Consider the following 23,446-nt stretch of genomic DNA (forward strand, 5'->3'; position numbering starts at 1 on the left):
TACGCTTGAAAAAAATGTTAAGAAAGTTGGGGGACTTTTCAATGACAAAAAAAGAAATGAGATTGCTGATTCTTCTTGGGGTTAGTTTTATATTAGCAAACCTTGTACTTCGTTTGCTTCTTAGGCCTTTGCCTGAGAATATAGGTTATCTCATTAAAACGCTTGGCCTTATGTGTCTATACTATTTCCTCGTACAGAGACGCCTTGGATTAGAGATCAAATCGACTAAAAAGATAAGTTGGTCTGAAACCTTAGGGGTTTGTTGGTTTCTTCTTTTGGCAGATTTCTTCTATGTTTCTGCGGTTGCTTTTGGGATCAGTAAAGCACCTCACATGATAGGAACTGCCTTGGTTATTGCCTTAGGAGCCGGGTTTTTTGAGGAATATTTTTTTCGTGGACTTTTCCTTAAACTCGCCTTCCAAGATGGTATTAGATCTTCAAAACAGGTTTTAGGAGTCGTTTTCTTATCTGCCATAATTTTTGGACTAGCCCATCTTGGAAACCTCACTCACCAGCCCTTGAACGCTACCTTGTTCCAGGTTTATTATGCGACAGCTATAGGCATATTCTTTGCTGCTATTTACCTACGTACTGGTAGCCTCTGGTGGACTATTATTCTGCACTGTTTGGTTGATTTTGCCAGTGTCCTTCTCTCGCAATCAACACAGGCTGCACCAGCTACAAGTATCTGGCATTTCATTTTCTGGCTACCTTTAATTGCCCTAGGACTCTTCCTTATTCGTCCTAAAAAATTGAAAGCCATTAGATATCTTAATGACTAGTATTTCAAACTGCATCCCACAAGTTAGATTTTTGGTGTCTAACCTGGGGATGCAGTTTTTCATTTATCAGCACCACATTCTTACAACTTATCTCAATTTCCATTATTACTCCAAAAACGATTTAATCATAGAAATTTCATATCAGGTCTTCATCTATTCCTATCAGAATTTTGCTGATTTTAGACTTCTCATTTTGTTATAATATGACCTACAATCATATTTTTTTAAAGGGGATGCTTATGAATTTTCAACAATGTCGCTATGTTCAGACTATCGCTGAAACAGGGTCTTTTAGTAAGGCTGCTAAAAAACTCTTTTTGACTCAACCTAATCTCTCAGCATCCATCCGTGATTTAGAGGAAGAACTTGGAGTCCAACTCTTTGAACGTTCCAATACAGGAGCTAAACTAACTGATGACGGTCATGATTTTCTCAAATACGCCAAACGTATTCTTGGAGAGCTAGATCTACTAGAAGGACGCTATCGAAAATCCTTTAAGAAATCATTCACTGTTGCCAGTCACCACTACGATTTCTTGTCACTTCCCATGGCTCACATTGCCCAACGTTTTCGTAGTGATTATCAAGAATTTCAACTGATTGAAACAACAACTAGGAAGATTCTCAAAAGCGTTGAAAGCTTCGAAAGTGATCTGGGGATTATTTATCTAGATGAAGATAACGACCATATCCTAGAACGCAGTTTCCAACACATGGATCTGACTTTCACCCCACTTGGAGAGTTTGAAACCAAGATTTTCTTAGGTCGCCAACATCCCCTAGCTCACAAAAAATCCCTCAATCTCAAAGATTTAGAGGGATACTCACAGGTCCGCTTTCGTCAAGAAAGCTCTGGAATTCATTTTGACGAAGATCCTCTCGAGGTTCTGCCTGACCAACAAGTGATCTACAGTAATGACCGAGGCAGTGTCATGAATTTGCTCTGTGCCTCAGATAGTTACGCTTCTGGCCTCGGTATTGTTAATAGTTTCATTAAGGACCAAATTGTTTTACTTCCACTGAAGAACAGTCCAAAGCACACCTTGGGGTTTGTGACAAATAATAAACAGAAACAATCCGCAATTATTCAAGCATTTATCGAGGAAATTCAGGATAGCTTACTACCCCACCACTAAGGAGAAGAAAATGGAATTTCAAACACTTAACAATGGCATCAAAATACCCGTACTCGGTTTTGGCGTCTGGCAAATTTTCGACCAAAAGGAATGTCAAAAAGCCGTAGAAGATGCTCTTTCTGTCGGCTATCGTCTGATTGATACAGCCAGTCTTTACCGTAATGAGGAGGCTGTGGGACGTGCCATTAAGACTTCTGGCATCCCTCGTGAAGATATTTTCCTAACCAGCAAGGCCTGGATTAGCCAGCTCGGCTACGAAGATACCAAATTAGCCTTAAAAGAGACCCTCCGCAAACTAGATACTGACTATCTTGATTTATATTTGATTCATCAACCTTTTGGCGACTTACATGGTGCCTGGCGTGCTATGATTGAGCTTAAGCATGAAGAACTTATTAGAGCCATTGGTGTTTCTAACTTCTCAACAGGACGTTTGGCGGATTTTGCCTTGCAGACACCTGTCATTCCAGCGGTCAATCAAATCGAGTTGCATCCCTATAAACAACACAAACTTATCCAGAAAGCTGATAAGGAATTTGGTACCCTAACACAAGCCTGGGCTCCTTTTCACAGAGGAGAGGATGGTATTTTTCAGGACTCAACTCTGACTGCTATCGCTGAAAAACATGGCAAGACAGTCGCTCAGGTCATCCTCAGATGGCAAACCCAACAAGGCATTCTGACCATTCCTAAAAGTACCCATATCGAACGAATGAAGGAAAACTTTGATAGCTTTGACTTCCACCTAGACCAAGCAGACCTTGATGCTATTAGTAAACTAGACCGATACCCAAATGCTTATGGTCCTGATGAAAGTGTAGAACGCATTAAACATTTATTGAAATATAGTGTATAAAAAAACGAGTTCAACTGAACTCGTTTTCTTATACACTAGCTCCTCTTGGGACTTTCTTTAAGTAGTTACAGACCTTAGGGGACATTCTTCAATAGATAATTTTCAGTTTTAAGGAATCAGAACTCCTAAGTGTTAGACTTAGAAGTGTTTCAATAGCTTTACTCACAACCGAAGATTAGTAAAAAAACAGTTTAGCAATTCTACGAATTGGAAAACTGTTTTTATATGATATTTTACCCAATCACACTTCCATTTGGAACAGATGGATCCACTGTCAAGACAGTGAGTTTGCCGTTATGTTCAGCAGAAAGAATCATACCTTGGCTGACATATTTCTTCATCATCTTACGTGGTTTAAGGTTAGCCACGACTTGAAGTTTTTTGCCGACCAATTCTTGTTCGTTTGGATAGAATTTAGCGATACCTGAGAGGATTTGACGGTCTTCTCCGTCGCCAGCGTCAAGACGGAAGCGAAGCAATTTGTCTGAACCTTCGACTTTTTCCACTTCTTTAACTTCAGCGACACGGATTTCAACCTTGTCAAAGTCGTCAAATTTGATTTGGTCTTTTTCAGACTTAAGTTCGACCTCTTCTGGGTTCCATTCTTTCTCTTGAGGTTTGCCTGCATTCATTTGAGATTGGATGTAGGTAATTTCTTCGTCCATGTCAAGACGTGGGAAGATTGGAGTTCCTTTTGAAACGACTGTCACATTTTCTGGGAAGCCTGAAAGTTCAAGATTTTCAAGGTCAAATGCTACTGGCAATCCAAGTTGTTCCATAATGGCATTTGAAGTTGTCATCATGAATGGTTGGATGAGGTGGGCTACCACACGAAGGCTAGCCGCCAAGTGAGCCATAACCGCTGCCAATTGTTCCTTGTCACCATCCTCTTTGGCAAGTACCCAAGGAGCTGTTTCATCAATATACTTATTGGTACGTGAAATGATGTTCCAAACGGCGTCCAAGGCACGTGGGAAATCTACAGCATTCATTTGTTTATGGAATTCTTCAATATTTTCAGCCACAACCTTAGCCAAATCAGCATCAAAGTCTGTAACGTTCTCAACATAGGCAGGCACTTGACCACCGAAATACTTGTTAATCATGGCAACTGTACGGTTGAGGAGGTTCCCAAGGTCATTAGCCAACTCGTAGTTGATACGAGCCACATAGTCTTCTGGTGTGAAGGTCCCATCTGAACCGACTGGCAAACTACGCATGAGGTAGTAACGGAGTGGATCAAGACCAAAACGCTCTACCAACATTTCTGGATAAATCACGTTTCCTTTAGACTTAGACATCTTACCGTCTTTCATGACGAACCAACCGTGGGCAACAAGACGTGTAGGCAATGGCAAATCAAGAGCCATAAGGATGATTGGCCAGTAAATTGAGTGGAAACGAAGAATATCCTTACCAATCATGTGGATAATTTCGTGGTTTTCATCATTTTGCCAGAACAAATCAAAGTTACCATGCTCATCCTGACCATAACCAAGGGCAGTAATATAGTTGATAAGGGCATCAATCCACACATAAACCACGTGTTTTGGATCTGACGGTACTTTTACTCCCCAAGTAAAGGTTGTACGTGACACAGCCAAATCTTCCAAGCCTGGCTCGATGAAGTTTTTAAGCATTTCATTCATACGACCATCAGGTTGGATAAATTCTGGGTGTTCTTTAAAGAAGGCAGTCAAACGGTCTGCGTAGTTGCTGAGTTTAAAGAAATATGATTCTTCAGAAACCAACTCTACTTCATGCCCTGATGGAGCTACCCCACCAATGACATTACCTTGCTCATCACGGTAAACTTCTTCCAACTGACTTTCAGTGAAGAATTCTTCGTCTGAAACTGAGTACCAACCTGAGTATTCACCAAGATAGATATCTCCTTGTTCCAAGAGACGCTCGAAAACTTGAGCAACAACTTTTTCATGGTAATCATCAGTCGTACGGATGAATTTATCGTATGAGATATCCAAAAGTTGCCAGAGGTCCTTAACACCAACAGCCATACCATCCACATACTCTTGTGGTGTGATTCCTGCTTCTTCAGCTTTTTGTTGAATCTTTTGGCCGTGTTCATCAAGCCCAGTAAGATAGAAGACATCGTAGTTCATCATACGTTTGTAACGTGCCAAAACGTCACAAGCAATGGTTGTATAGGCAGAACCAATATGTAATTTACCAGATGGGTAGTAGATAGGTGTTGTGATGTAGAATGTTTTTGTCATTTTAATTTCCTTTCATGTGTTAACAAATGGGCTAACACTGATGATATAACATCTTATTATAGCACGTTTTGGACACTAAAAAAACCAGACTAGCTGGTTTTAAATAATATTAATTTGCGAGGAACATAAGATTCACTTTGAATGACATTCGCAACTTAAAAGCTTAATATTAACCTTTTCAACTCCCTATCCTTCTTAGAGAATTTATCATAGTCAGATTGTAATTTTTCCTCTTTTGCTTTGGACAAGCGTTTGAAGGTCCGCACAGAATGAATTTCCCCATCTCCATCATAGCTAATAATTGTTAGTCTGTCTCCTATTAACTTATAACGATAAGTCCTTTTCAACTCTGATTTATACCTTTTTCTATATTCTTTTATGTCTCTCTCAATTCCCGACTCAGTTTTAAGAGGAGCACCCTTATAGTATTTTCTTAGAAGCTTACCAACCATATCTTCATATTCTGAAAGTGTCCAAGTATGCTTAAGACTCCTTGACCAAGCGTCACAGTCGAAATTATAACCAGTCATATAATCTATCTTATAAACATAGCCTTCGCCATTACTTAAAAAATAATCACATGTTTTTAAATGATTGCCTCTTACTTTAACAAAGTCTCGAACATATATATCGATGGATTCATTATACTCTAAAACATCAACCATCTCTTTCTCATCTTTGTCATAATAATAGTGAGATTCAATTAGATAGGTTCCCTCAGGAATTTTACCTCTTTGCAGGTGTATAAAGGCGTAAGAACCTAAGGAAAGTGCCAATAGAAGTATTGTCCCAACTAGAGAAACTATTATGATTTTTGCCTTCTTAGACAATCCTGTTTTAGGAGTCCTAACTTGTGAAACTGGTTGTGTCACCTGTTCTCTGAGTTGAACTTGTGGCTTGACTTTCTCTACCTTAGGCCCTTGAGAAATAAAATCGCCACTAGCTTTAGCCTGTTGGATTTCTTCCGCTGTCGGTTGTCGATTATTGATTATTTCGAAATAGTCTAACCACTCTTTTTCATTCATGATAGTACCCCCTTCCCATTTCTACTTTCATTTTACCAGAAAAATACCTTCTTAAACGCTTTTCATAAAAGAAAAAACCAGCTAGGCTGGTTAGTATTACAATCAATGTTTCTTGTTACCTGGTTTGGTATCATGAAAATAGCTAGTATCTAGTTTCTCTGCGTCCTTATATAGTACAGGTGAATAAATACGTTCCTCCATCAGATTACCCAGTTGATCGTATTTATAAATTGTCAATTTTTTATAGTGTTTAGGACCAAATTGCTGATAGTTTACTCTTCCTTGGAGAGACTCACTGTACTCATCAACGATTTTATTTTTTAGAGTCGCAGAATCAGACGCTGACATTTGCCTACCAGCTGCAAATCTGCTGTCAACATAAGATTCTACTTCTTTACGATACTCTGCAAGAGTTTTTGTCGGTTTAAGCGTTTGGTGAAAAGCTTCAACATGGAATTCGGTTCCTATCTGATAACCAGCTAGAGAGTCACTACTTAACGCTCCTTCTTTAGGATAACTATAAAACTTCAAAGTTCTCCCCTTAACCTTAACAAAGTCTGCAATCCCATCTCCGTAAGTATCATGTTCCCTATTAAATGCTTCCTCATCGTATCTAGAAGAACTATAAATATGAATAGATTCAAGTTGATAGGTTCCATCAGAAATTTGATTAGAACCATATACACCCAACAATACAAAACCAGTTATAAGGGCCATAGTCCCCCAAATAATTGAGATGGTAATCAAAGTACCTTTCACACCCTGAAGCCCATCCTGATTGTCAAGCTGTAAATCTTGTTGAGTCATAATTTCCTCTTTTCCACTTAAATTTATTTTATCTGGTATCAAAGAAAAAACCAGCTAGGCTGGTTTTAAACATTACTAGTTTTGAAAGAGCTTTTTATCAGCTCTAACATCACGTTCATAGTCATAATCTAATTTCTTCACGTCATCCTCTGATAGGCGTTTGAAGCTTCTTTCTTCTGTAAGTTTACCTTTCTTATTATAAGTTGTGACGATTAATTTATCACCCTTAACCTTGTATCGAACGGTCTCTTCGAGAGATTCTTTGTAGGATTTAACGTAAATCTTTTTACTTTCATCGTTATCAGCCTTAGTTCGATATTCACTTATTTTGTATTGATTATCTACTGCCTGGTCAATGACTTTCGTATATTCAGATAGTGACATGTTTGGTTTAAGCGTTCTAGACCAAGCATCTGGACGGTATGCTTCGTCAGTATCATAGTCTGTATAGTCAACCAGATTGTTCCCGCCAGCTAAGGTATAAAAATAAAATTTAACATTGTTCCCTTTGACTTTAACAAAATCATGAGCCTCTAGGCCACTTTCCTTGAAAGATTCCATACCATCAACCATTTTCTTCTTATCTTTATGGTAAAAGCGATAAGTTTCAAGTAGATAGGTTCCTTCAGGTATTTTACCACCTTGCAGGTGCATAAACGCATAGCTACCAAATGAAAGTGCCACTAGGACAATCGCTCCCACCACAGAAGCAATAATAATTTTAGCTTTCTTAGACAAGCCTGTCTTAGCAGGAGCAACTTGTGAAACGGCTTGTGTCACTTGATCACTCAACTGAGATTGTTGAGGATTAACACCCTCGTCCTTAGACTCTTGAGAAATAAATTCCCCATTAGCTTTTGCTTGTTGGATTTCTTCCTCTGTCGGCTTACGATTATTGATTGTTTCGAAATAATCTAACCACTCTTTTTCGTTCATAAAAGTCCCCTTTTTCATTGATATTTCCATTCTACCAGAAAAAAGACTCCAAAGCTATTTGACTATTTTCATAAAAAGAAAAGCGGTACCAAGATGGAGTTTTAGCTCTCCTTCTTGTACCACTTTGCTCATTTACATCATTGGCTGATTAAATTTTATCAATGCCTTTTTTGCTGCTTTTACTATCGTCAGAGCCTGATTTAGAACCACTACCATAGTCATCGCTGTAACCATAACCGTAGTCACCTCCATAACCATAATTAAAGTAATCCTTATACTCGTCGTACTGATCACTATAAGTCTTCAATTCTTTCTTATAATCTTTAATTGCATCCTTATAATCATCCCAACGCTCTTCAGCATCCCCCTTACTCATACGCTTAAAAGTAACACGGGATTGAAGCTCTCCATCCTTGTCATAAGTAGATAGCGTATACTCGTTACCTTTTTTGACGTAAGTTCGTTTTTCTTTGAGAGATTTCTTGTAAGATTTTACAGATTCTTTAACGGCTTCTTTTGTAGCGTCTTTAGTGTAAAAAGAATAATCCTTAGACATATCTTTCATGAAGTCTTTGACTGTAGATTCAAGCTCTTCAACTGTTAAAACTTCTGTCTGAGTTTTATTCCATGGATCGAACTGCTGAGGGATTTCATGTTCATACTCTAACAAGCTAACATAAGGTGATTTATTGTCCTCGAGATAAGAATAGTATCTAGATCTATTATTTTTTACTTCTACAAAGGAGTAGACATCATCAAATTCATCGAAAGCATTTACCATCTTATCTTTATCTTCATCACGATAAGAATAGGCCACTACCTCATATGTTCCATCCGCAATCTTACCTGACTGATAACGCCATAATGAATAGCCACCAACAGAAAGTAAAATCACTGCCACAGCACCCAAGACTGATGCTAGAATAATCTTGGCTTTTTTTGACATTCCTTTTTTAGCAGGTACGACTTGTTGGAAGGTTGCTGTTGTTTGGGCAAACTGAGGCTGTTGCGTCATAGAAATAACAGGTTCAGCTGGTTTAATATTTCTTGGCTCATTAGCCTGTCCAGTTGCTCCAAAGACATTAGGTCGTTCAAGGATAAACTCGCCTGCTGCTTGAGCTTGAGATAACTCTGCGGGAGTTGGTTTACGACCGTTGACTAATTCAAAGTACTCAATCCACTCTTGCTGGTTCATAATAATCTCCTTTTTTATTGGTCTACTGTTCTATTGTACCAAAATAAATGGTGAAATAGTATTTGACAATTATCATAAAGACTGTAAGGTTTTTTAATAAAACATTTGGCTATGATTCTCGATAGTAAAGAGGTGCTTGGTCGGTAAGTAGTTCAACGCCAGATGAGAAAATCACTTTCCGTTTGCCAATCAAATCTACTCTCTTTTACAAATTTATATGCACCTTCGTAATCTAAATGAAGGTCCTCTGCCTCACTCGAACTCAAACGCTCAAAAACTCTTCGAGAAGAAATATTTCCGTTCGTATCATAAACATTTATTGCGAAGCCTTTAGGTCTTTTCTCGTAAGTACGTTTTCGTTTCAACATTCTTTTATAATCTTCAACACACTCACTAGTAGAAATCTCTCGCCATTTTCTAAATTGACCACCGTCTTTATTGAACTTTTGAAGATTAGAATGAACCTTATTCCCATATTCTGAGGGTGTTAAATCCTGTTTCAAAGTCCCAGTATGTGGGTCAAAAGTCTGTGGAAGCTTTTCATCGTGCTCAAATGGTGAGACAAAAGGTTCCCCATCCCCCACAAAAACATAATAAAATTGAGATTTCATATTCTCAACAACTATAAAATCCTCATATAAGCTATCATTATTCTCTCCTCGCTCAGTCCAATTTATCAATTCATTGGAATATGCCGATTTAGCCTCATATTTTACCATCTGATAGGTACCATCTGGAATATAGTTCTGTTGATACTTCCAAAATCTTCCCTCTCCTATAGCAATAAAAACTGTCGCAACAAGTCCTAGAAAAACAATAATCCCAATCTTCCATTTTTTTGCCTTAGTCATACCTCTCCCCTTCATATTAGCCTACTCTTTAATACTATTTTACCAAAAATAGAGAGGAAATCTGTGACTTGACTACCAAAGAAAAAGAGGTTGAGAACACATACTCTCAAACCTCTTTTCATCTATTTACTTTTTAAGATCCTCAGCACCTATAACTGGGTATTCGGTCAATCCTGACGCTGTTTCTTCTTCAACCTTGTTTGTTTCCTCTGATTTTTCCTCAAAGTCAACTTTAAGTGCATCTTTTTCATAAGCATTAATGATATCAGCTACAACTGGGTGACGTACGACATCGCTAGCAGAAAAGTGAACAAAATCAATAGCCTTGATTCCCTTCAATTTCTCCATGGCATCGACAAGACCAGATTTAACACGACGTGGAAGGTCAATCTGGCTCATATCTCCATTGACAATCATCTTAGAATTAAACCCAAGACGAGTCAAGAACATCTTCATCTGCATGATGGTTGTATTTTGCGCTTCATCAAGGATAACAAAGGCATCTTCGAGGGTACGACCACGCATATAAGCAAGAGGGGCAATCTCAATAATTTCACGTTCCATTAGGCGAGTCGTTTGCTCTTTGCCAAGAATTTGATAGAGGGCATCATAAACTGGACGAAGGTAAGGATCTACCTTTTCCTTGAGATCGCCAGGCAAAAAGCCAAGACTTTCACCTGCCTCAACCGCCGGACGCGTTAGAACAATACGTTTAACCTGGCCACGTTTAAGAGCTGTAACTGCAAGGGTAACCGCTAGAAAGGTCTTCCCTGTACCGGCTGGACCAATCCCAAAGACCACATCATGATTTTTAATGCTATCAACATAGACCTTTTGTCCTAAAGTCTTCACTCGGATAGGCTTACCACTATTGTCCTTGATAATCTCTTCTTCATATAAAGCAACAAACTTATCAATTGAACCATCTTGAGCCATGGTCAAGGCTGCGACAACATCTGATGTGTTGACTAGCATTCCACGCTCCACTAAAACAAGGAGGGCTTGAATGGTCAAGCGAGCCAATTCAACACTTTCCTCGTCATCTCCAAGAATCTGCACACGCTCTGTTCGAGCATGAATGATAACATTTAGGTTTTCTTCGATAAGTTTTAGATGGCGCTCATTGGTCCCAAAAAGTGACAAGACATCATCTGGGTGATTTAGGGTAATTTCAACAGAATACTCTTGCAAATAGAGTTCCTCTTTCTTTCGTCTTTTTCTCCATTATATCAAAAAAATCACGCCAGGCGTGACTTTTTGTAATTCTTAATTATGCGTTGAATGATACGTGAACGTGGTCATAGTGGTTTTCAGTAACGCTACCACGGTCAGGCATTTGGTTCCAAGTGTTGGCTGGTCCGTAGATATTATCTACTGGTGCGTAGAATTGTTGTCTGTAGATGATGTATGAAATACCTGCATTTGAGATATTGTCTACAGCATATTGTGCGACTTGATTACCAACTTCTGAACCAACTGGTACCATAACGTCAACGGCAAGTCCTTGACCATGGTCTTGTGGGTCACCTTCACGGTAACCACCGATATCAGTAAGACCGAATTGTGCTGCTACATCTTGACGGAAAGCTTCAGCTTGTGGTTGAAGGTGTGGATCCGTTGGAAGTGTATTTGTTGATGCAGGTTGTGCTGCTGGTGCCTCTGAAGCCGCTGGTGCTTCTGATGCTACTTCTGATGTTGCTGCTGGTTCTACCGCTGGCTGTTCTGCTGGCGCCTCTGAAGCCGCTGGTGCCTCTGAAGCAGCTTCTGATGTTGCTGCTGGCTCTGCAGCTGGTTGTTCTGCTGGTGCCTCTGAAGTTGCTGGTGCTTCTGAAGACGCTTCTGATGTTGCTGCTGGTGCTTCTTCTTTTACTTCAGGTTGTTCTGGTGTTGCAGCAGCTGGAGTAGTTTCTGCATCAGGTGTAGCTTCTGCTGACGCAGTTACATGATCAATAGCATCAGCAACTGGTTGTTCAGTTTCTGCGTATGCTGGTGCTTCTGATGCTGATGCGATAGCTTCTGTTACTTCTGAAACAGCTTGAGTTGATTCTTCTGTAGCAGGTGCTTGAGTAGCTGTTGTGCTTACTGTTTCAACTGGAGCCGTCAAGTCCGCCGCAACTACAGATTGACCGTTTACAGTCACTTCGTTAGTTGTCAAATTAGCTTCTGCAACTACAGGTGTGGTTGATGTTTCTGAAGCTGGAGTTTCAACTTTAACAGAGACTGCTTGATTATCAGAATTGTAAGTTGCTGTCAAGACTGTTCCAGGGTAAATCAAATCAATGTTTGTAATTTGATTGATGTTAGCCAAAACGTTCACATTGATACCCATTGCTTCAGCGATACTTCCCAAAGTATCACCGTATTGAACTGTATAAGTTTGTTGGTTATCACTTACAGCGATATCTGCTTTGATTTGATCTACTGAACGTGCTGCCCAGTTTGAAGTTTCATCGGCATGTACGTGACTTGCAGCAAAAAGTGAAAGTGCTGCGGTCGAGTATAGAAGAGCCTTTGTTGTTTTAGATTTTGATAACATGTATAATTCATTCCTTTTTAACAATTTTAACATCTACAATAATACCACACTTTCCATCAAAAAAGTTATGATTTACTGCTCTTTAAAGCAATTACTAACTAGTTGTAACAAGCCTAATTTATTGAAAAACATCTGATATATTTGTAAAAAAATGTAACAATTCATCCCATTTCAAATGGTAATTACTTTTTAAAGAAAATGCTAAAAGTCATTATGCTTATCGTAAACTTAGTCACTATTAATGGGCTAGATAATCTTCCCAAATCTGGTCAAACTGCCCTAGATTAAAGGAAAAGCTAGCTTGATCTTCCAAGTAACGACTGACTTCTTCAAAGTCATCAGTATGCTTCGGGAAGGTTGAATCTTCAAAAGCCAAATCAGCCAAGATTGCTACTGGTTCATTGGATTTGGGATTACGCTGGGCCATCAGCCAAGTATAAAAGGATTTTCTCATGCCTTCTCCTAACCGATTAATTCTGTTCCAAACTGATCTTGTTTGATTTTTTTTGCCTTCATTAGACCACCTAGAGCCTTCTTAAATTGACCCTTAGAAATACCGAAGGTTGCCTTGATATCTGCTGGTGATGACTTGTCATTAAGTGTCATAAAGCCACCATTGCTCTCTAAATAGGTCAAAATCATCTGAGCATCATTTTCAAGCATTTCAAAAGAACGTGGCTTAAGAGAAAGATTGAGGGTTCGGTCAACTTCTCTGAACCCAATCACACGCGCTTCAAGGACCTGACCTAAACGTGGCTCTGCATAACGTTCTGATGGATGGATGAAACCAAGCATGTTATTCTCTGGCAAATAAACAAAAGTTCCTGACAATTTGAGACGGTAGGCAATAGCTGGCCATTTTTGGTTTTGCATATTATCATAAGCAGGTCCAGCCATACGTTGAAAGACCTCAGGTTCGGCAGGAAGTCCCCAAATACGGTCTTTTTTGTCAACATCGAGTTTGATGAAGAGTTTATCCCCCTTCTTAGGCCAAAGCTCTTTGAGTTCTGGCAAAACATCGAGAGAGACAACAATCTCCTTATCTGGAATTCCTACGTCTACAAAGACACCCAAATCCTTACGGACTTCAGTGACCTCTCCCCAATCATAAGAATCACGAGTTGCCTTGATTTCCTTTTGTGTTAGACGTGATTTTTGCTTGCTATCTGTATAGGCGAAGCCTGTCACCATGTCACCAATAGCGTGTTCTCCTTCTTCTTTAGATAAAGCAAAAGTCACACCGTCCTTTTGTACAAAGTAAAATTTATCATTTTCATCAGTTACTAGGGCAGTAATGATCGTTCCAAGTAATGTATTCATCTTTTTCCTCTAAAAAGAGAGTCGGACAAGGAAGCTAACATAGTCCATGCTCTTTTGCTTCTGTCCCACTCTCCTTATTTTTCTATTGATTAAACAGTAAGGAGTTCTTTTTCCTTTTCTGCTGTCATGCTGTCAATCTTCTTAACAGCGTCATCAGTTGCTTTTTGGATATCTTTTTCCAAAGCTTTTAATTGATCTTCTGTGATTTCTTTGTCTTTTTCTTGCTTCTTAGCTTCATCCATAGCGTCACGGCGGATGTTACGGATAGCGATTTTAGCATTTTCGCCGACTTTTTTCACTTCTTTAGCCAACTCTTTACGTGTTTCTTCTGTAAGTGCTGGGATAACCAAGCGCACAACAGAACCATCATTAGCTGGGTTGATTCCAAGGTCAGATTCATTGATCGCACGTTCGATATCAGCAATTGAACCTTTATCAAATGGTGAAATCAAAAGGACACGTGCTTCAGGAACCGTGATTGAAGCCAATTGGTTAAGTGGTGTTGGAGCACCATAGTATTCTACAGTGATACGGTCAAGAAGTGAGGCATTGGCACGACCTGCACGGATAGAGCCAAATTCACGGGCCAATGACTCGTGTGAGTGGGCGAAACGTTCTTTTGCTTTTTCAATAATTGCGTTTGTCATAAATTCTCTCTTTCTTACTTGTGTGATTCTGCTTTGTTAGATACGGTTGTTCCAATTTGCTCACCAAAGATAACACGTTTGATGTTTCCTGGTTCGTTCATGTTGAAGACAACAAGGTCAATGTCATTATCCATTGAAAGGGTAGAAGCTGTGGCATCCATAATTTTCAAACCACGTTTGATAACTTCCACGTGTGTCAATTCATCAAATTTGACAGCATCAGCGTTTTTACGAGGATCGTCATTGTAGACACCATCAACGCCGTTTTTAGCCATAAGAATAGCATCAGCTTCAATTTCAGCTGCACGAAGAGCCGCTGTTGTATCTGTTGAGAAGTACGGTGAACCAATACCTGCTGCAAAGATAACAATACGACCTTTTTCAAGGTGACGAAGGGCACGACCACGAATATAAGGCTCTGCCACAGATTTCATATCAATCGCTGTCTGAACACGTGTATCAACACCGAGTTGTTTCAAACTATCTGCCATAACAAGGGCATTCATAGTTGTTCCAAGCATTCCAGTATAGTCCGCTTGAACACGATCCATTCCTGCTTCAGCTGCAGGTTCCCCACGCCAAAGGTTACCACCACCGATAACTAGAGCAATTTGAATACCTGAATCCGCTACCTCAGCAATTTCTTTAGCCATAGCTTGGACAGTTGGAAGATCAATCCCAACACCTCGTTCACCAGCTAGAGCTTCACCTGAAAGCTTAATGAGGACACGTTTGTATTTTGGTTCTGCCATGATTTCTCCCTATTAACTATTTTGTTTTATGATTTAATTCTTAGCTGAGATTCATCTTTCCTAAGTCGTCAATTACCATCCCTTTAGGGTGGTTAAGGGGCTTATTCGAGCAACTCCTTTTTATGATTAGGATAGGAAAATATTTTCTTTTTTTGCAAAGAAAACACTAAATCTTCATCCTTACTATTCTATCATAAATTAGGGTTTTCACCTAGTCAAATATTTAAAAAATATCCTTACAAGATAACTGTAAAGGTGATAGTGTCATTTTTATAAGAGGCAAAGATACGCCCCTTAAATAATTTGACCATACTTTGAGCCATGGACAGGCCAATGCCAAAACCTTTGTGTTCTTTGTTATTATGGGATTCTTCAATACGATAAAAACGCTCAAAAAACTTGCTATAGTCAACAGCCTTACCTTCTTTATAGGTGTTTGACACTTCTAAACGAGCCCGTTTTCGCGTTCTTCCAATCTGACGAAGTCTTACCGTAACTGTCCCTTCTGGATCACAATACTTGTTAGCATTATCCACAAGGAGAGTCACAAGTTCAAAGAGAGACTTCTCCTCTGCCTTTACATGAATATCCGGTGTGATGTCCATGACAAAAGATTTACCGTCTCGGATAACGGGACCTTTAAAGTCCTCTGCAGCATCCTCAGTAATATAGGAAAAATCCACATCTTGAAGAACAATGTCCGGCTGCTCCTCCAGACGGGATAGAGCCACAAGAGAATTGATTAGATTGGTCAAACGTGCCACTTGGTCATTTGTTGACTTGGTCCATTCATTCTCTCCAGTCATAAGCTCCTGTAGCTCTGTATTGGCAGAAATAATGGCTAACGGGGTCTTCAATTCATGGCTAGCATTAGTAATAAAACGTCGCTGCTTTTCGTAGTTTCGAATGAAGGGACGAATGACGATTCCTGATAAGGCACTGACAATGACAACAAAAAAGATAAAGCCAAACATGGATAAGAGGATAGAAATACTAAGCAAGGCTTGAGAAGAATTATAATAAGAGGTAGTGTCTAGAAAGACTACCAGAATCCTACCTTGGCTAACCTTACTAACCTGATAGCTCAGATTGATGTTTTTTTCTCTAATTGTCCCAATACTAGATGACATACGGCTAGCTGCAAGGGCGTAATCAGCAGCTGATTCATCATCTACTAAAGAAGTATGACTGACATCCTGACTAACCACTTCGTCACCGGACAAGATTACACTGAAAAAGCTAAAGCTATCCGATGGAATTTCACGCCCTTGGTTGGTCTCAATTTTTTTTGTTTTTCCAAAACTACCATTATTTTCTGTAAGCGTGTTAAGAACCTTACTAATTTCCTGCTCTGTCTGAAAGGACCTCACCGTATTGATGATTCCCACCGTAAAGACCAAGATAAAAAGGATAGCCAAGGAAGCAATCGTAATAAATTGAAGTCGCAAACGTCTAAACATAGGCTGCTCCTCTCTAATTGGTACGGAGGCAAAAGTCGCCACCCTTCTCACCAAGAATGCTAATATCAGCCTGGATGGCTTGCAATTTTTGACGCAGATAGGAAATATAGACCCAGACAATTGACTCATCTACATCTTCCTCATCATCCCAGATGGTCTTAAAAAGATGTTCCGTCGTTAGTTTTTTAGCAGGATTGAGCATAAAGTGAGCCAATAACTTGGTCTCACGACTTGAAAGTCGAATAGAATTCCCAGCAACTAACTCTTGCTCCTCTTGGTCCAAACGAACAGAACCAAGAGTCAAAATTTTGGCTGTGAAGCTCTCACTCACACGACGCTCTAATGAGCGCAGACGCGCCAAAAGCTCCTTAAGGGAAATAGGCTTGGTCAAGTAATCGTCTGCCCCAGCATCAAGCCCAGTCACGCGATCATCAATTTCAGCCATAGCTGTCAACATAATGACGTGGGTTCTATCCCCAGAGGAGCGAATCTCTTTCAGGGCCTCAATACCTGTTTTAATGGGCATCATAATATCCATAATCATTACTTGATAGGCATTTTGTGCAGCTAAATCAACAGCCTCTTGCCCATTGAATGCTTGATCCACCTCATAACCCTGATGCTCTAGTGCTGCCTTGTAAACTCGAGAAAGAGCCTCTTCATCCTCAGCTAGTAGAATTTTCAAAGCCATTCTAGTCCCCTCCTTCTTGAATTAAGTTACGGATGGTCTGCATGGTCAAATCACATGAAGCTAATTCATCCGCACAGCGCTTAAGCTCACGAGTAATCATTTCTGGATTCTTGATATCGTGCTTGTACTTCATCTGATGCTCCAAACTGGCCCAGGAATCCTGAGCGATGGTCCGAAGCTGGACCTCGACAAAATAGGTTCCTCTCTCATTTCCTAGCACATCTGGAAACTCGGTTTCGATTTCCAAAATGAGGTGATAAGAACGATAGCCATTGGGCTTAGCATTTAAAATGTAATCTTTCTCGTTATAGATAGAAACGCCAGGGATAGCCTTGATAACATCAATAGTTTTGTAAATATCATCGACAAAGCCACAAACGATTCGAATCCCAATACTGTCACGAATTTCCTTGAGAGCAGATTGGCTGGTTTCAGGTAAATTTTTCCTACGACACTTTTCACGCATAGAATCGCTTTCTTTGATTCGTGAAATAAAATGTTCATAGAGTTTAAAGCCTGTTTCTTTTTTGCTAGTTATATTAGCCGCAATAATCGGGTCTGTTATTTCTTGTAGAATCTTGGGGAGATACTGAGCATATTCCCCATAAATACTTGGAGTTGACATATAAACCTCCTCTAATAGCGTTTCCTAATTATAGCATAGTTAGGCTTAAAAATAAGGAATGAGCCAGACAAGAAGGACTCTAAGGCTAAGAAAAAAATCCAGCCGAAGCCAGATTCATTTTGCTTATCTTAATTAAATAGCACAAGGCTATTCATCAAGCGATTTGACAAAAGGCCAGTTACCTAGTTTGTGTGTTTCATAAGTCAAAGCCTTATAACCACATTGCTTGTAGCCATTTTTCTCATAGAAAGGTACATTGTAATCGCGATTGGTAATCAAACCAAGACTGTGACCTCCTGTACTACGCACAAAAGGTTCAACCCCTTCAAGCAAGAAACGACTCCCTATCCCTTTTCTTTGATAATCTGGAGTCACCGCCAACATCATCAAGTACCAGTCGTATTCTGCAGAATCTTCCAGATGTCTTTCGGACTCTTCAACAAAGTTAAAATACTTGAACAACTTGGTGATACTTATAAAACGGAAAAGCTTGGTCGCTCCGTTCTGAAGATAGTTAAGCATAGAAATCGTCTGATGCTGTAAAATGGCCGCCGCAACAATGCGACCGTCCTTTTCAGCCACCAAACATGAGTCCTGTTTAATCGCCAAACGCACCAATATTTCCTGCAAGGCTAAGACAAATTCCTTATACTGTTCAGGCTTCTTTAAATTAGTGGCAATCATTGAAAGATAGGGATAATCTTCAAAGGCATCTGCACATACTTGTGCAACTTCCTGAACTTCGTCTAGTCTTGCTTTGCGATATTGCATCATAATCTCCTAATCTGTCTGTTTTTTTCAGTATAACACAAAACGTATGACTGACAGTCATACGTTCTATGTTTTTTTGTAAAATCTTATAATTTTATAAGAAAAGTTTAGGCAACTTCTTCTGTAAATTGACTATTATAAAGATCAGCATAGAAACCATCTGCTGCCATGAGCTCATCATGATTGCCCTGTTCAATAATGTTACCATCTTTCATCACAAGGATAAGGTCAGCATTTCGAATGGTTGATAAGCGGTGGGCAATAACAAAGGAAGTCCGACCTTCCATAAGTTTGTCCATGGCTTTTTGAATTAATTCTTCTGTTCTGGTGTCAACAGATGATGTCGCTTCATCCAAGATAAGAAGAGGGGCATCCTTCAGAAGGGCACGTGCAATGGTCAAGAGCTGTTTCTGACCAACTGATAATGTCACAGAATCATCCAAATAAGTGTCATAACCTTTTGGAAGTGTGGTGATAAAGTGGTGAACACCGACAGCCTTGGCTGCAGCAATAACTTGCTCGTCAGAGATATTTTCTTGGTTGTAAATTAAATTATCACGAATAGTACCTTCAAAGAGCCAAGTGTCCTGAAGCACCATAGAGAATTGGTCATGGACAGTTTCACGTTTCATATCGCCAGTATCCACACCGTCAATGGTGATATGGCCTTGATCGATGTTATAGAACTTCATAAGCAAGTTAACAATAGTCGTCTTACCAGCACCTGTTGGACCAACAATCGCAATCTTTTGACCTGGCTTAGCAAGAGCTGAAAAATCATGAATAATAGTCTTTTCAGGAGTATAACCAAAGGAAACATGATCAAAGACAACTTGACCTTTAGTATCTGTCAATTCAGCTGTCTTACTTGATTCGTCATCCATATCTTTTTCTTCCAAAAATTCAAAGATACGACCAATAGCTGCAGTAGCTGACTGGAGTTGTGTAATCCCTTGTGCAATTTGAGAAAGAGGTTGTGAGAAAATACGAACATAAGTCATGAAGGCTACCACATCACCAATAGTCAAGCTACCATCAATAACCTTAATAGCTCCCACAAGACAGACCATGACGTAACCAAAGTTCCCAATGAAAATCATAAGTGGCATCATAATACCTGAGATAAACTGAGATTGCCACATCGATTTATAGAGCTTATCATTAAGTCCCTTGAAAGCTTGACTACTTTCTTCAGATGCATTGTAACTCGTTACAACTGCTTGACCTGTGTAGATTTCTTCAATATATCCATTAATGTTAGCCAAATTTTCTTGTTGACGTTTGAAAAGGGGTTGTGAGAAACCCATGATGAAGGCTACTAGAACAAATCCTATCAAGACAGAACCAATCGCAGTGAAAGCCATAGTGACATTTGAGTAAAACATCATAATAATGGCTGCGACCAAGAGAACACTTGAAGTAATTAGGGTACCCAGACCTTGACTAAGAGATTGTCCCAAAAGGTCAACATCATTAGTCACACGAGAGAGGGTGTCCCCTTGAGAATGACTGTCAAAATAATTAAGGGGAACACTGTTGATTTTCTTTTGGATAGCTGTACGGAAACGTTGTGAAAAGCGTTGTGTAACCGTTGCAACCGTAAAGCTTTGTAAGTAACCCACAATCGCTGAAATGGTATAGAGAACAGCCAAGGTCATAGCAATACTTGTCACCTTATCCAAATCAATACCTGGAATCGTCCCCATTTTGGTAGGTGTAATACCTTCAGTAATAGTATTGGTAATTTCTTTAAGCTTATCTGGTCCAATAACTGTAATGACTGCTGAAATAATTGCTCCAACAATCGCAAGGACAAAAGGAATTGGGAAACCTTTAATATAGGGTTTTAAGCGTTTATAGGACGATGTTTTTGGCTTATTTTCCATTTTCTAACTCCTCCTTAGACAATTGTGAATAAGCAATTTCTTGGTAAACCTCATTGTTAGCCAAGAGTTCCTTGTGGGTTCCTTGCCCGACTACTTTACCTTGATCAAGTACCAAGATTTGATCAGCATCCATAATAGTAGAGATACGTTGAGCAACAATCAACTTGGTCATATCTTGTGTTTTTTCAGACAATTCTTGACGCAGTTTACGATCGGTCTTATAGTCCAAAGCTGAGAAGGAATCGTCAAAAATCAAGATTTCAGGCTTACGGGCAAGTGCACGCGCAATAGCCAAACGTTGCTTCTGGCCACCTGAGAAGTTAGACCCCGCTTGAGCCACTTCTGCCTTAAGTTGGCCTTCTTTATTTTCAACAAAGTCTTTTCCTTGAGCCAATTCGAGAGCTTCCCAAATTTTAGCGTCATCTAGAGGACTATTATTGCTCATTCCCATTGTCATATTTGACGTGATATTACCTGAGAAAAGCACAGCCTTTTGTGGAATATAACCGACTATATTGTGCAAGGTTTCGTGATCATAATGTCGTACATCCACACCGTCAACCTTGATAGTTCCTTGCGTAGCATCATAAAATCGTGGGATAAGGTTGACAAGCGTTGATTTACCAGATCCAGTCGAACCAATAAAGGCAACCGTGTCACCCTTTTTAGCTTTGAAGCTAACATGCTCCAAAACAGGCTCTGAAGTTTCAGAATAACGGAAGGAAACATCATCGAATTCGACAGTGCCCACGTCTTTAGGTTTTTCAGAACTATTTTCAAGGTAAGAGACTGAAGATTGGGTATCTAGAACTTCATTGATACGTCCAGCTGCTACAACTGCTCGTGGAAGAAGGAAGAAGACAACAATCATCATCATGAATCCCATAACAACCTGCATAGCATAAGATGAGTAAACCACCATATCTGAGAAGAGATGGATTTTATTTTCCATGGCAGCAGCAATCTTAGTTGGATCTGTTGGAATCTTAACATCTTCAATCAGATGCGCACCAATCCAATAAATAGCTAGCGTCAAACCACTTGATACAGCAGTCATCACCGGCGTCAGTAAGGCAAAAGAACGACCGATGAAAAGATTGTTTTGGGTCAAATCAGTATTGGCCTTTTCAAATTTATCCTCTTGATAACTCTCAGCGTTATAGGCACGCACCACACGAATTCCAGTAAGAGATTCACGCGTCACACTATTGAGTTTATCTGTCAACGTTTGAATCAAGCGTTGCTTAGGCATGACCATAATCAAGAGGAAGAGCATGAGAATGGCAATTACGGCCACAGCGACAAGCAAGGCAAGAAGCCAATTCCCATTTTTATCAGCAATCTTTGTAATAGCCCAGATTGCCATAATAGGTCCCTGTGTAATAACCTGTAACCCCATGGTCAGTACCATCTGTAATTGTGTAATATCGTTTGTCGTACGGGTTAAAAGACTAGGAATAGAGAATTTCTTAATCTCGGCATCCGAAAAATCTAGAACCTGATGGAAGATATCATCACGAAGACGAGTGGTAAAACTAGCTGCTGTTCTGGCAGCTAGAAAACCAACCACTACAGAGGCCATAAAACCCGCAAAGGACATTAAAAGCATTCGCATCCCTGGGGCATCCGTATTCCAAGCAAAAATATCCGACGCCTTAGTCCCCTTGGTTGATAAGAGGGTTGTAATGTCAGACATATAGTCTGGAATTTTCAAGTTTAGATAGACGTTCAAACAAACAAATATCACAGCTAAGACAATCATACTTAACTCTTTTGCCGTCAAACGTTTAAAAATTTTAAACATAAGTTACTCCTTATTTTTCTCTAAATTCTTGCGAATTTGGTGAAAGACTCGAAAAGCTGTTTCAGCATCTTCTTTCGAAATACCATCTAACAACTGTTCATGGATAGCCTCTCGGAAATGTCCGACATCTTGGGCCTTCTTTTTACCCAAATCTGTCAGATGAACATACTTGTAGCGTTTGTCCTTGTCAGATGTCACCAATTCAACAAAACCATTTTTCTCCATACGTTTAACCAAATTACTAGCCACTGACTTGGAAATAGATAGTCTTTTCTCGATATCTTTGATAAAAATTTCCTTATCTTGGTTGTCAGACAAATACTTCACAGCAAATCCTTGCGGGCCAGCTAAATGCTCAACGCCATACGCTTTACCTAACTCTTGCACGCGAGATTCCATGGTATTGATGAATTCTCTGAAGTCACTAAAAGGATCTTTTCCATGCATTGCAAGCTCCTCCTTAAATAATTCTCATGAAAACTATTTTAGTTTCTATGAGAACTATTGTCAAGAAAAAAGTTCCTATGAGAACTAAAAAAGAGTGAAAAAGAATATTTTTTTCCACTCTCACTCACGTAACTGTGATTATTAAGGCTTTGGACTCTAAAACCTAACAACGCTTGAGCTAGGCTATCTAAATAATAATACCCTCCAAATGGTCCAATTCATGTTGAATAATTTGAGCTGGCATGCCAGAAAAACTTAACTGTTTAGGCATCCATTGTTCATCTAAATAAGCTACCTCAATCGACTCATAACGTCTGGTTGGACGACTTCCTTCTAAAGATAAACAAGACTCCTCTGTTTGAAAAGGTGAGGATTTGCTGACTAAAACAGGATTAAACATGACTAGATTAACAAAACCGATATTTACGATAATGACACGCTTTTTAACTCCAATCATATTGGCAGCCATACCCACACAGGCATCCTTATGAAACTCCAGTGTATCACGTAAATCTTTAGCCAAATAGAGGTCTTCTTTAGTCGCTTCTGTCGATTTTTGTCCAAGGAAAAAGACATCCTTTACGATAGTTTTTATCATCTATTTACTCCCTTTTCTTATCTAAACTATGAAATCATATCTCCTTCTTTTATCAGAGACGAAGGTCTTCATTCCAAATAAATC

23 protein-coding genes are annotated in these 23,446 nt (G+C 39.5%); 3 read left to right on the forward strand and 20 right to left on the reverse strand.

The window, feature by feature from the left end; genetic code table 11:
* Positions 1–41 precede the first annotated feature (41 nt).
* The 3 genes from H7U01_RS01430 (at position 42) to H7U01_RS01440 (ending at position 2,774) form a co-directional block, all read left to right on the forward strand.
* On the forward strand, positions 42–782 hold the full coding sequence (locus H7U01_RS01430) for a CPBP family intramembrane glutamic endopeptidase (protein ID WP_064523779.1): 741 nt from the start codon (positions 42–44) through the stop codon (positions 780–782).
* 239 nt (positions 783–1,021) lie between these two features.
* Positions 1,022–1,918, forward strand: a complete 897-nt coding sequence (locus H7U01_RS01435; protein WP_064523775.1) for a LysR family transcriptional regulator — start codon at positions 1,022–1,024, stop codon at positions 1,916–1,918.
* Positions 1,919–1,928: 10 nt separating this feature from the next.
* Positions 1,929–2,774: an aldo/keto reductase gene (locus tag H7U01_RS01440; RefSeq protein WP_073949871.1), complete on the forward strand. Its 846-nt coding sequence runs from the start codon at positions 1,929–1,931 to the stop codon at positions 2,772–2,774.
* A gap of 233 nt (positions 2,775–3,007) precedes the next feature.
* Here H7U01_RS01440 and metG read toward each other — a convergent pair whose 3' ends face one another.
* The 20 genes from metG to H7U01_RS01540 form a co-directional block, all read right to left on the reverse strand.
* On the reverse strand, positions 3,008–5,011 hold the full coding sequence (gene metG / locus H7U01_RS01445; protein WP_064523769.1) for a methionine--tRNA ligase: 2,004 nt from the start codon (positions 5,009–5,011) through the stop codon (positions 3,008–3,010).
* Between the two features lie 155 nt (positions 5,012–5,166).
* Complete coding sequence (locus tag H7U01_RS01450) at positions 5,167–6,036, reverse strand: hypothetical protein (RefSeq protein WP_002890119.1); 870 nt, start codon at positions 6,034–6,036, stop codon at positions 5,167–5,169.
* Between the two features lie 102 nt (positions 6,037–6,138).
* Positions 6,139–6,843: a hypothetical protein gene (locus H7U01_RS01455; RefSeq protein WP_050989605.1), complete on the reverse strand. Its 705-nt coding sequence runs from the start codon at positions 6,841–6,843 to the stop codon at positions 6,139–6,141.
* A gap of 75 nt (positions 6,844–6,918) precedes the next feature.
* Positions 6,919–7,797, reverse strand: a complete 879-nt coding sequence (locus tag H7U01_RS01460; RefSeq protein ID WP_201040990.1) for a hypothetical protein — start codon at positions 7,795–7,797, stop codon at positions 6,919–6,921.
* Positions 7,798–7,927: 130 nt separating this feature from the next.
* Positions 7,928–8,974, reverse strand: a complete 1,047-nt coding sequence (locus H7U01_RS01465; RefSeq protein WP_037599554.1) for a hypothetical protein — start codon at positions 8,972–8,974, stop codon at positions 7,928–7,930.
* A gap of 152 nt (positions 8,975–9,126) precedes the next feature.
* Positions 9,127–9,825: a hypothetical protein gene (locus H7U01_RS01470; protein WP_064525591.1), complete on the reverse strand. Its 699-nt coding sequence runs from the start codon at positions 9,823–9,825 to the stop codon at positions 9,127–9,129.
* 126 nt (positions 9,826–9,951) lie between these two features.
* Entirely contained in the window at positions 9,952–11,016 is a 1,065-nt protein-coding gene (locus H7U01_RS01475) for a PhoH family protein (RefSeq protein WP_064523763.1), read from the reverse strand.
* A gap of 79 nt (positions 11,017–11,095) precedes the next feature.
* The gene (locus H7U01_RS01480) at positions 11,096–12,361 is read right to left on the reverse strand and encodes a LysM peptidoglycan-binding domain-containing protein (protein ID WP_201040992.1); all 1,266 of its coding nucleotides are present in this window, start codon (positions 12,359–12,361) and stop codon (positions 11,096–11,098) included.
* A gap of 238 nt (positions 12,362–12,599) precedes the next feature.
* Positions 12,600–12,815, reverse strand: coding sequence for a YozE family protein (locus H7U01_RS01485; RefSeq protein ID WP_002885591.1), 216 nt, complete (start codon positions 12,813–12,815; stop codon positions 12,600–12,602).
* 8 nt (positions 12,816–12,823) lie between these two features.
* Entirely contained in the window at positions 12,824–13,681 is an 858-nt protein-coding gene (cvfB, locus tag H7U01_RS01490) for an RNA-binding virulence regulatory protein CvfB (protein ID WP_070576550.1), read from the reverse strand.
* A gap of 89 nt (positions 13,682–13,770) precedes the next feature.
* Entirely contained in the window at positions 13,771–14,328 is a 558-nt protein-coding gene (frr, locus tag H7U01_RS01495; protein WP_002885567.1) for a ribosome recycling factor, read from the reverse strand.
* 14 nt (positions 14,329–14,342) lie between these two features.
* Entirely contained in the window at positions 14,343–15,080 is a 738-nt protein-coding gene (pyrH, locus tag H7U01_RS01500) for a UMP kinase (RefSeq protein ID WP_002885551.1), read from the reverse strand.
* A 236-nt stretch (positions 15,081–15,316) separates the two neighbouring features.
* Positions 15,317–16,540, reverse strand: coding sequence for a sensor histidine kinase (locus H7U01_RS01505; RefSeq protein WP_201040994.1), 1,224 nt, complete (start codon positions 16,538–16,540; stop codon positions 15,317–15,319).
* A 13-nt stretch (positions 16,541–16,553) separates the two neighbouring features.
* Complete coding sequence (locus tag H7U01_RS01510; RefSeq protein WP_048790160.1) at positions 16,554–17,231, reverse strand: response regulator transcription factor; 678 nt, start codon at positions 17,229–17,231, stop codon at positions 16,554–16,556.
* 1 nt (position 17,232) lies between these two features.
* A complete protein-coding gene (locus H7U01_RS01515) occupies positions 17,233–17,856 on the reverse strand; it encodes a GTP pyrophosphokinase family protein (protein WP_013990132.1) in 624 nt (207 codons plus the stop codon).
* Between the two features lie 147 nt (positions 17,857–18,003).
* Entirely contained in the window at positions 18,004–18,627 is a 624-nt protein-coding gene (locus H7U01_RS01520) for a GNAT family N-acetyltransferase (RefSeq protein WP_201040996.1), read from the reverse strand.
* 107 nt (positions 18,628–18,734) lie between these two features.
* Positions 18,735–20,513 (reverse strand): ABC transporter ATP-binding protein, encoded by a 1,779-nt coding sequence (locus H7U01_RS01525; RefSeq protein ID WP_070839711.1) that lies wholly within the window; start codon positions 20,511–20,513, stop codon positions 18,735–18,737.
* Positions 20,503–22,317 (reverse strand): ABC transporter ATP-binding protein, encoded by a 1,815-nt coding sequence (locus H7U01_RS01530; RefSeq protein WP_070839708.1) that lies wholly within the window; start codon positions 22,315–22,317, stop codon positions 20,503–20,505. Before H7U01_RS01530 ends, H7U01_RS01525 begins: the two co-directional genes overlap by 11 nt.
* Before the next feature lie 3 nt (positions 22,318–22,320).
* Positions 22,321–22,764: a MarR family winged helix-turn-helix transcriptional regulator gene (locus tag H7U01_RS01535; RefSeq protein ID WP_070839705.1), complete on the reverse strand. Its 444-nt coding sequence runs from the start codon at positions 22,762–22,764 to the stop codon at positions 22,321–22,323.
* A gap of 187 nt (positions 22,765–22,951) precedes the next feature.
* Entirely contained in the window at positions 22,952–23,362 is a 411-nt protein-coding gene (locus tag H7U01_RS01540; RefSeq protein WP_002886693.1) for a peptide deformylase, read from the reverse strand.
* Positions 23,363–23,446: the final 84 nt, after the last annotated feature.

Origin of the sequence: Streptococcus sp. 21.1 (assembly GCF_016648635.1) — a bacterium.
Lineage (GTDB): Bacteria > Bacillota > Bacilli > Lactobacillales > Streptococcaceae > Streptococcus.

Excerpts from the sequence above, each read along its gene's own strand:
- H7U01_RS01465 (WP_037599554.1), bottom strand. The coding sequence starts at position 8,974 with ATGAACCAGCAAGAGTGGATTGAGTACTTTGAATTAGTCAACGGTCGT.
- H7U01_RS01525 (WP_070839711.1), bottom strand. The coding sequence starts at position 20,513 with ATGGAAAATAAGCCAAAAACATCGTCCTATAAACGCTTAAAACCCTAT.
- H7U01_RS01430 (WP_064523779.1), top strand. The coding sequence starts at position 42 with ATGACAAAAAAAGAAATGAGATTGCTGATTCTTCTTGGGGTTAGTTTT.
- H7U01_RS01530 (WP_070839708.1), bottom strand. The coding sequence starts at position 22,317 with ATGTTTAAAATTTTTAAACGTTTGACGGCAAAAGAGTTAAGTATGATT.
- H7U01_RS01515 (WP_013990132.1), bottom strand. The coding sequence starts at position 17,856 with ATGTCAACTCCAAGTATTTATGGGGAATATGCTCAGTATCTCCCCAAG.
- metG (WP_064523769.1), bottom strand. The coding sequence starts at position 5,011 with ATGACAAAAACATTCTACATCACAACACCTATCTACTACCCATCTGGT.
- H7U01_RS01505 (WP_201040994.1), bottom strand. The coding sequence starts at position 16,540 with ATGTTTAGACGTTTGCGACTTCAATTTATTACGATTGCTTCCTTGGCT.
- H7U01_RS01540 (WP_002886693.1), bottom strand. The coding sequence starts at position 23,362 with ATGATAAAAACTATCGTAAAGGATGTCTTTTTCCTTGGACAAAAATCG.
- H7U01_RS01510 (WP_048790160.1), bottom strand. The coding sequence starts at position 17,231 with ATGGCTTTGAAAATTCTACTAGCTGAGGATGAAGAGGCTCTTTCTCGA.
- H7U01_RS01520 (WP_201040996.1), bottom strand. The coding sequence starts at position 18,627 with ATGCAATATCGCAAAGCAAGACTAGACGAAGTTCAGGAAGTTGCACAA.
- H7U01_RS01485 (WP_002885591.1), bottom strand. The coding sequence starts at position 12,815 with ATGAGAAAATCCTTTTATACTTGGCTGATGGCCCAGCGTAATCCCAAA.
- H7U01_RS01435 (WP_064523775.1), top strand. The coding sequence starts at position 1,022 with ATGAATTTTCAACAATGTCGCTATGTTCAGACTATCGCTGAAACAGGG.
- H7U01_RS01440 (WP_073949871.1), top strand. The coding sequence starts at position 1,929 with ATGGAATTTCAAACACTTAACAATGGCATCAAAATACCCGTACTCGGT.
- H7U01_RS01455 (WP_050989605.1), bottom strand. The coding sequence starts at position 6,843 with ATGACTCAACAAGATTTACAGCTTGACAATCAGGATGGGCTTCAGGGT.
- pyrH (WP_002885551.1), bottom strand. The coding sequence starts at position 15,080 with ATGGCAGAACCAAAATACAAACGTGTCCTCATTAAGCTTTCAGGTGAA.
- cvfB (WP_070576550.1), bottom strand. The coding sequence starts at position 13,681 with ATGAATACATTACTTGGAACGATCATTACTGCCCTAGTAACTGATGAA.
- frr (WP_002885567.1), bottom strand. The coding sequence starts at position 14,328 with ATGACAAACGCAATTATTGAAAAAGCAAAAGAACGTTTCGCCCACTCA.
- H7U01_RS01450 (WP_002890119.1), bottom strand. The coding sequence starts at position 6,036 with ATGAATGAAAAAGAGTGGTTAGACTATTTCGAAATAATCAATAATCGA.
- H7U01_RS01535 (WP_070839705.1), bottom strand. The coding sequence starts at position 22,764 with ATGCATGGAAAAGATCCTTTTAGTGACTTCAGAGAATTCATCAATACC.
- H7U01_RS01480 (WP_201040992.1), bottom strand. The coding sequence starts at position 12,361 with ATGTTATCAAAATCTAAAACAACAAAGGCTCTTCTATACTCGACCGCA.
- H7U01_RS01470 (WP_064525591.1), bottom strand. The coding sequence starts at position 9,825 with ATGACTAAGGCAAAAAAATGGAAGATTGGGATTATTGTTTTTCTAGGA.
- H7U01_RS01460 (WP_201040990.1), bottom strand. The coding sequence starts at position 7,797 with ATGAAAAAGGGGACTTTTATGAACGAAAAAGAGTGGTTAGATTATTTC.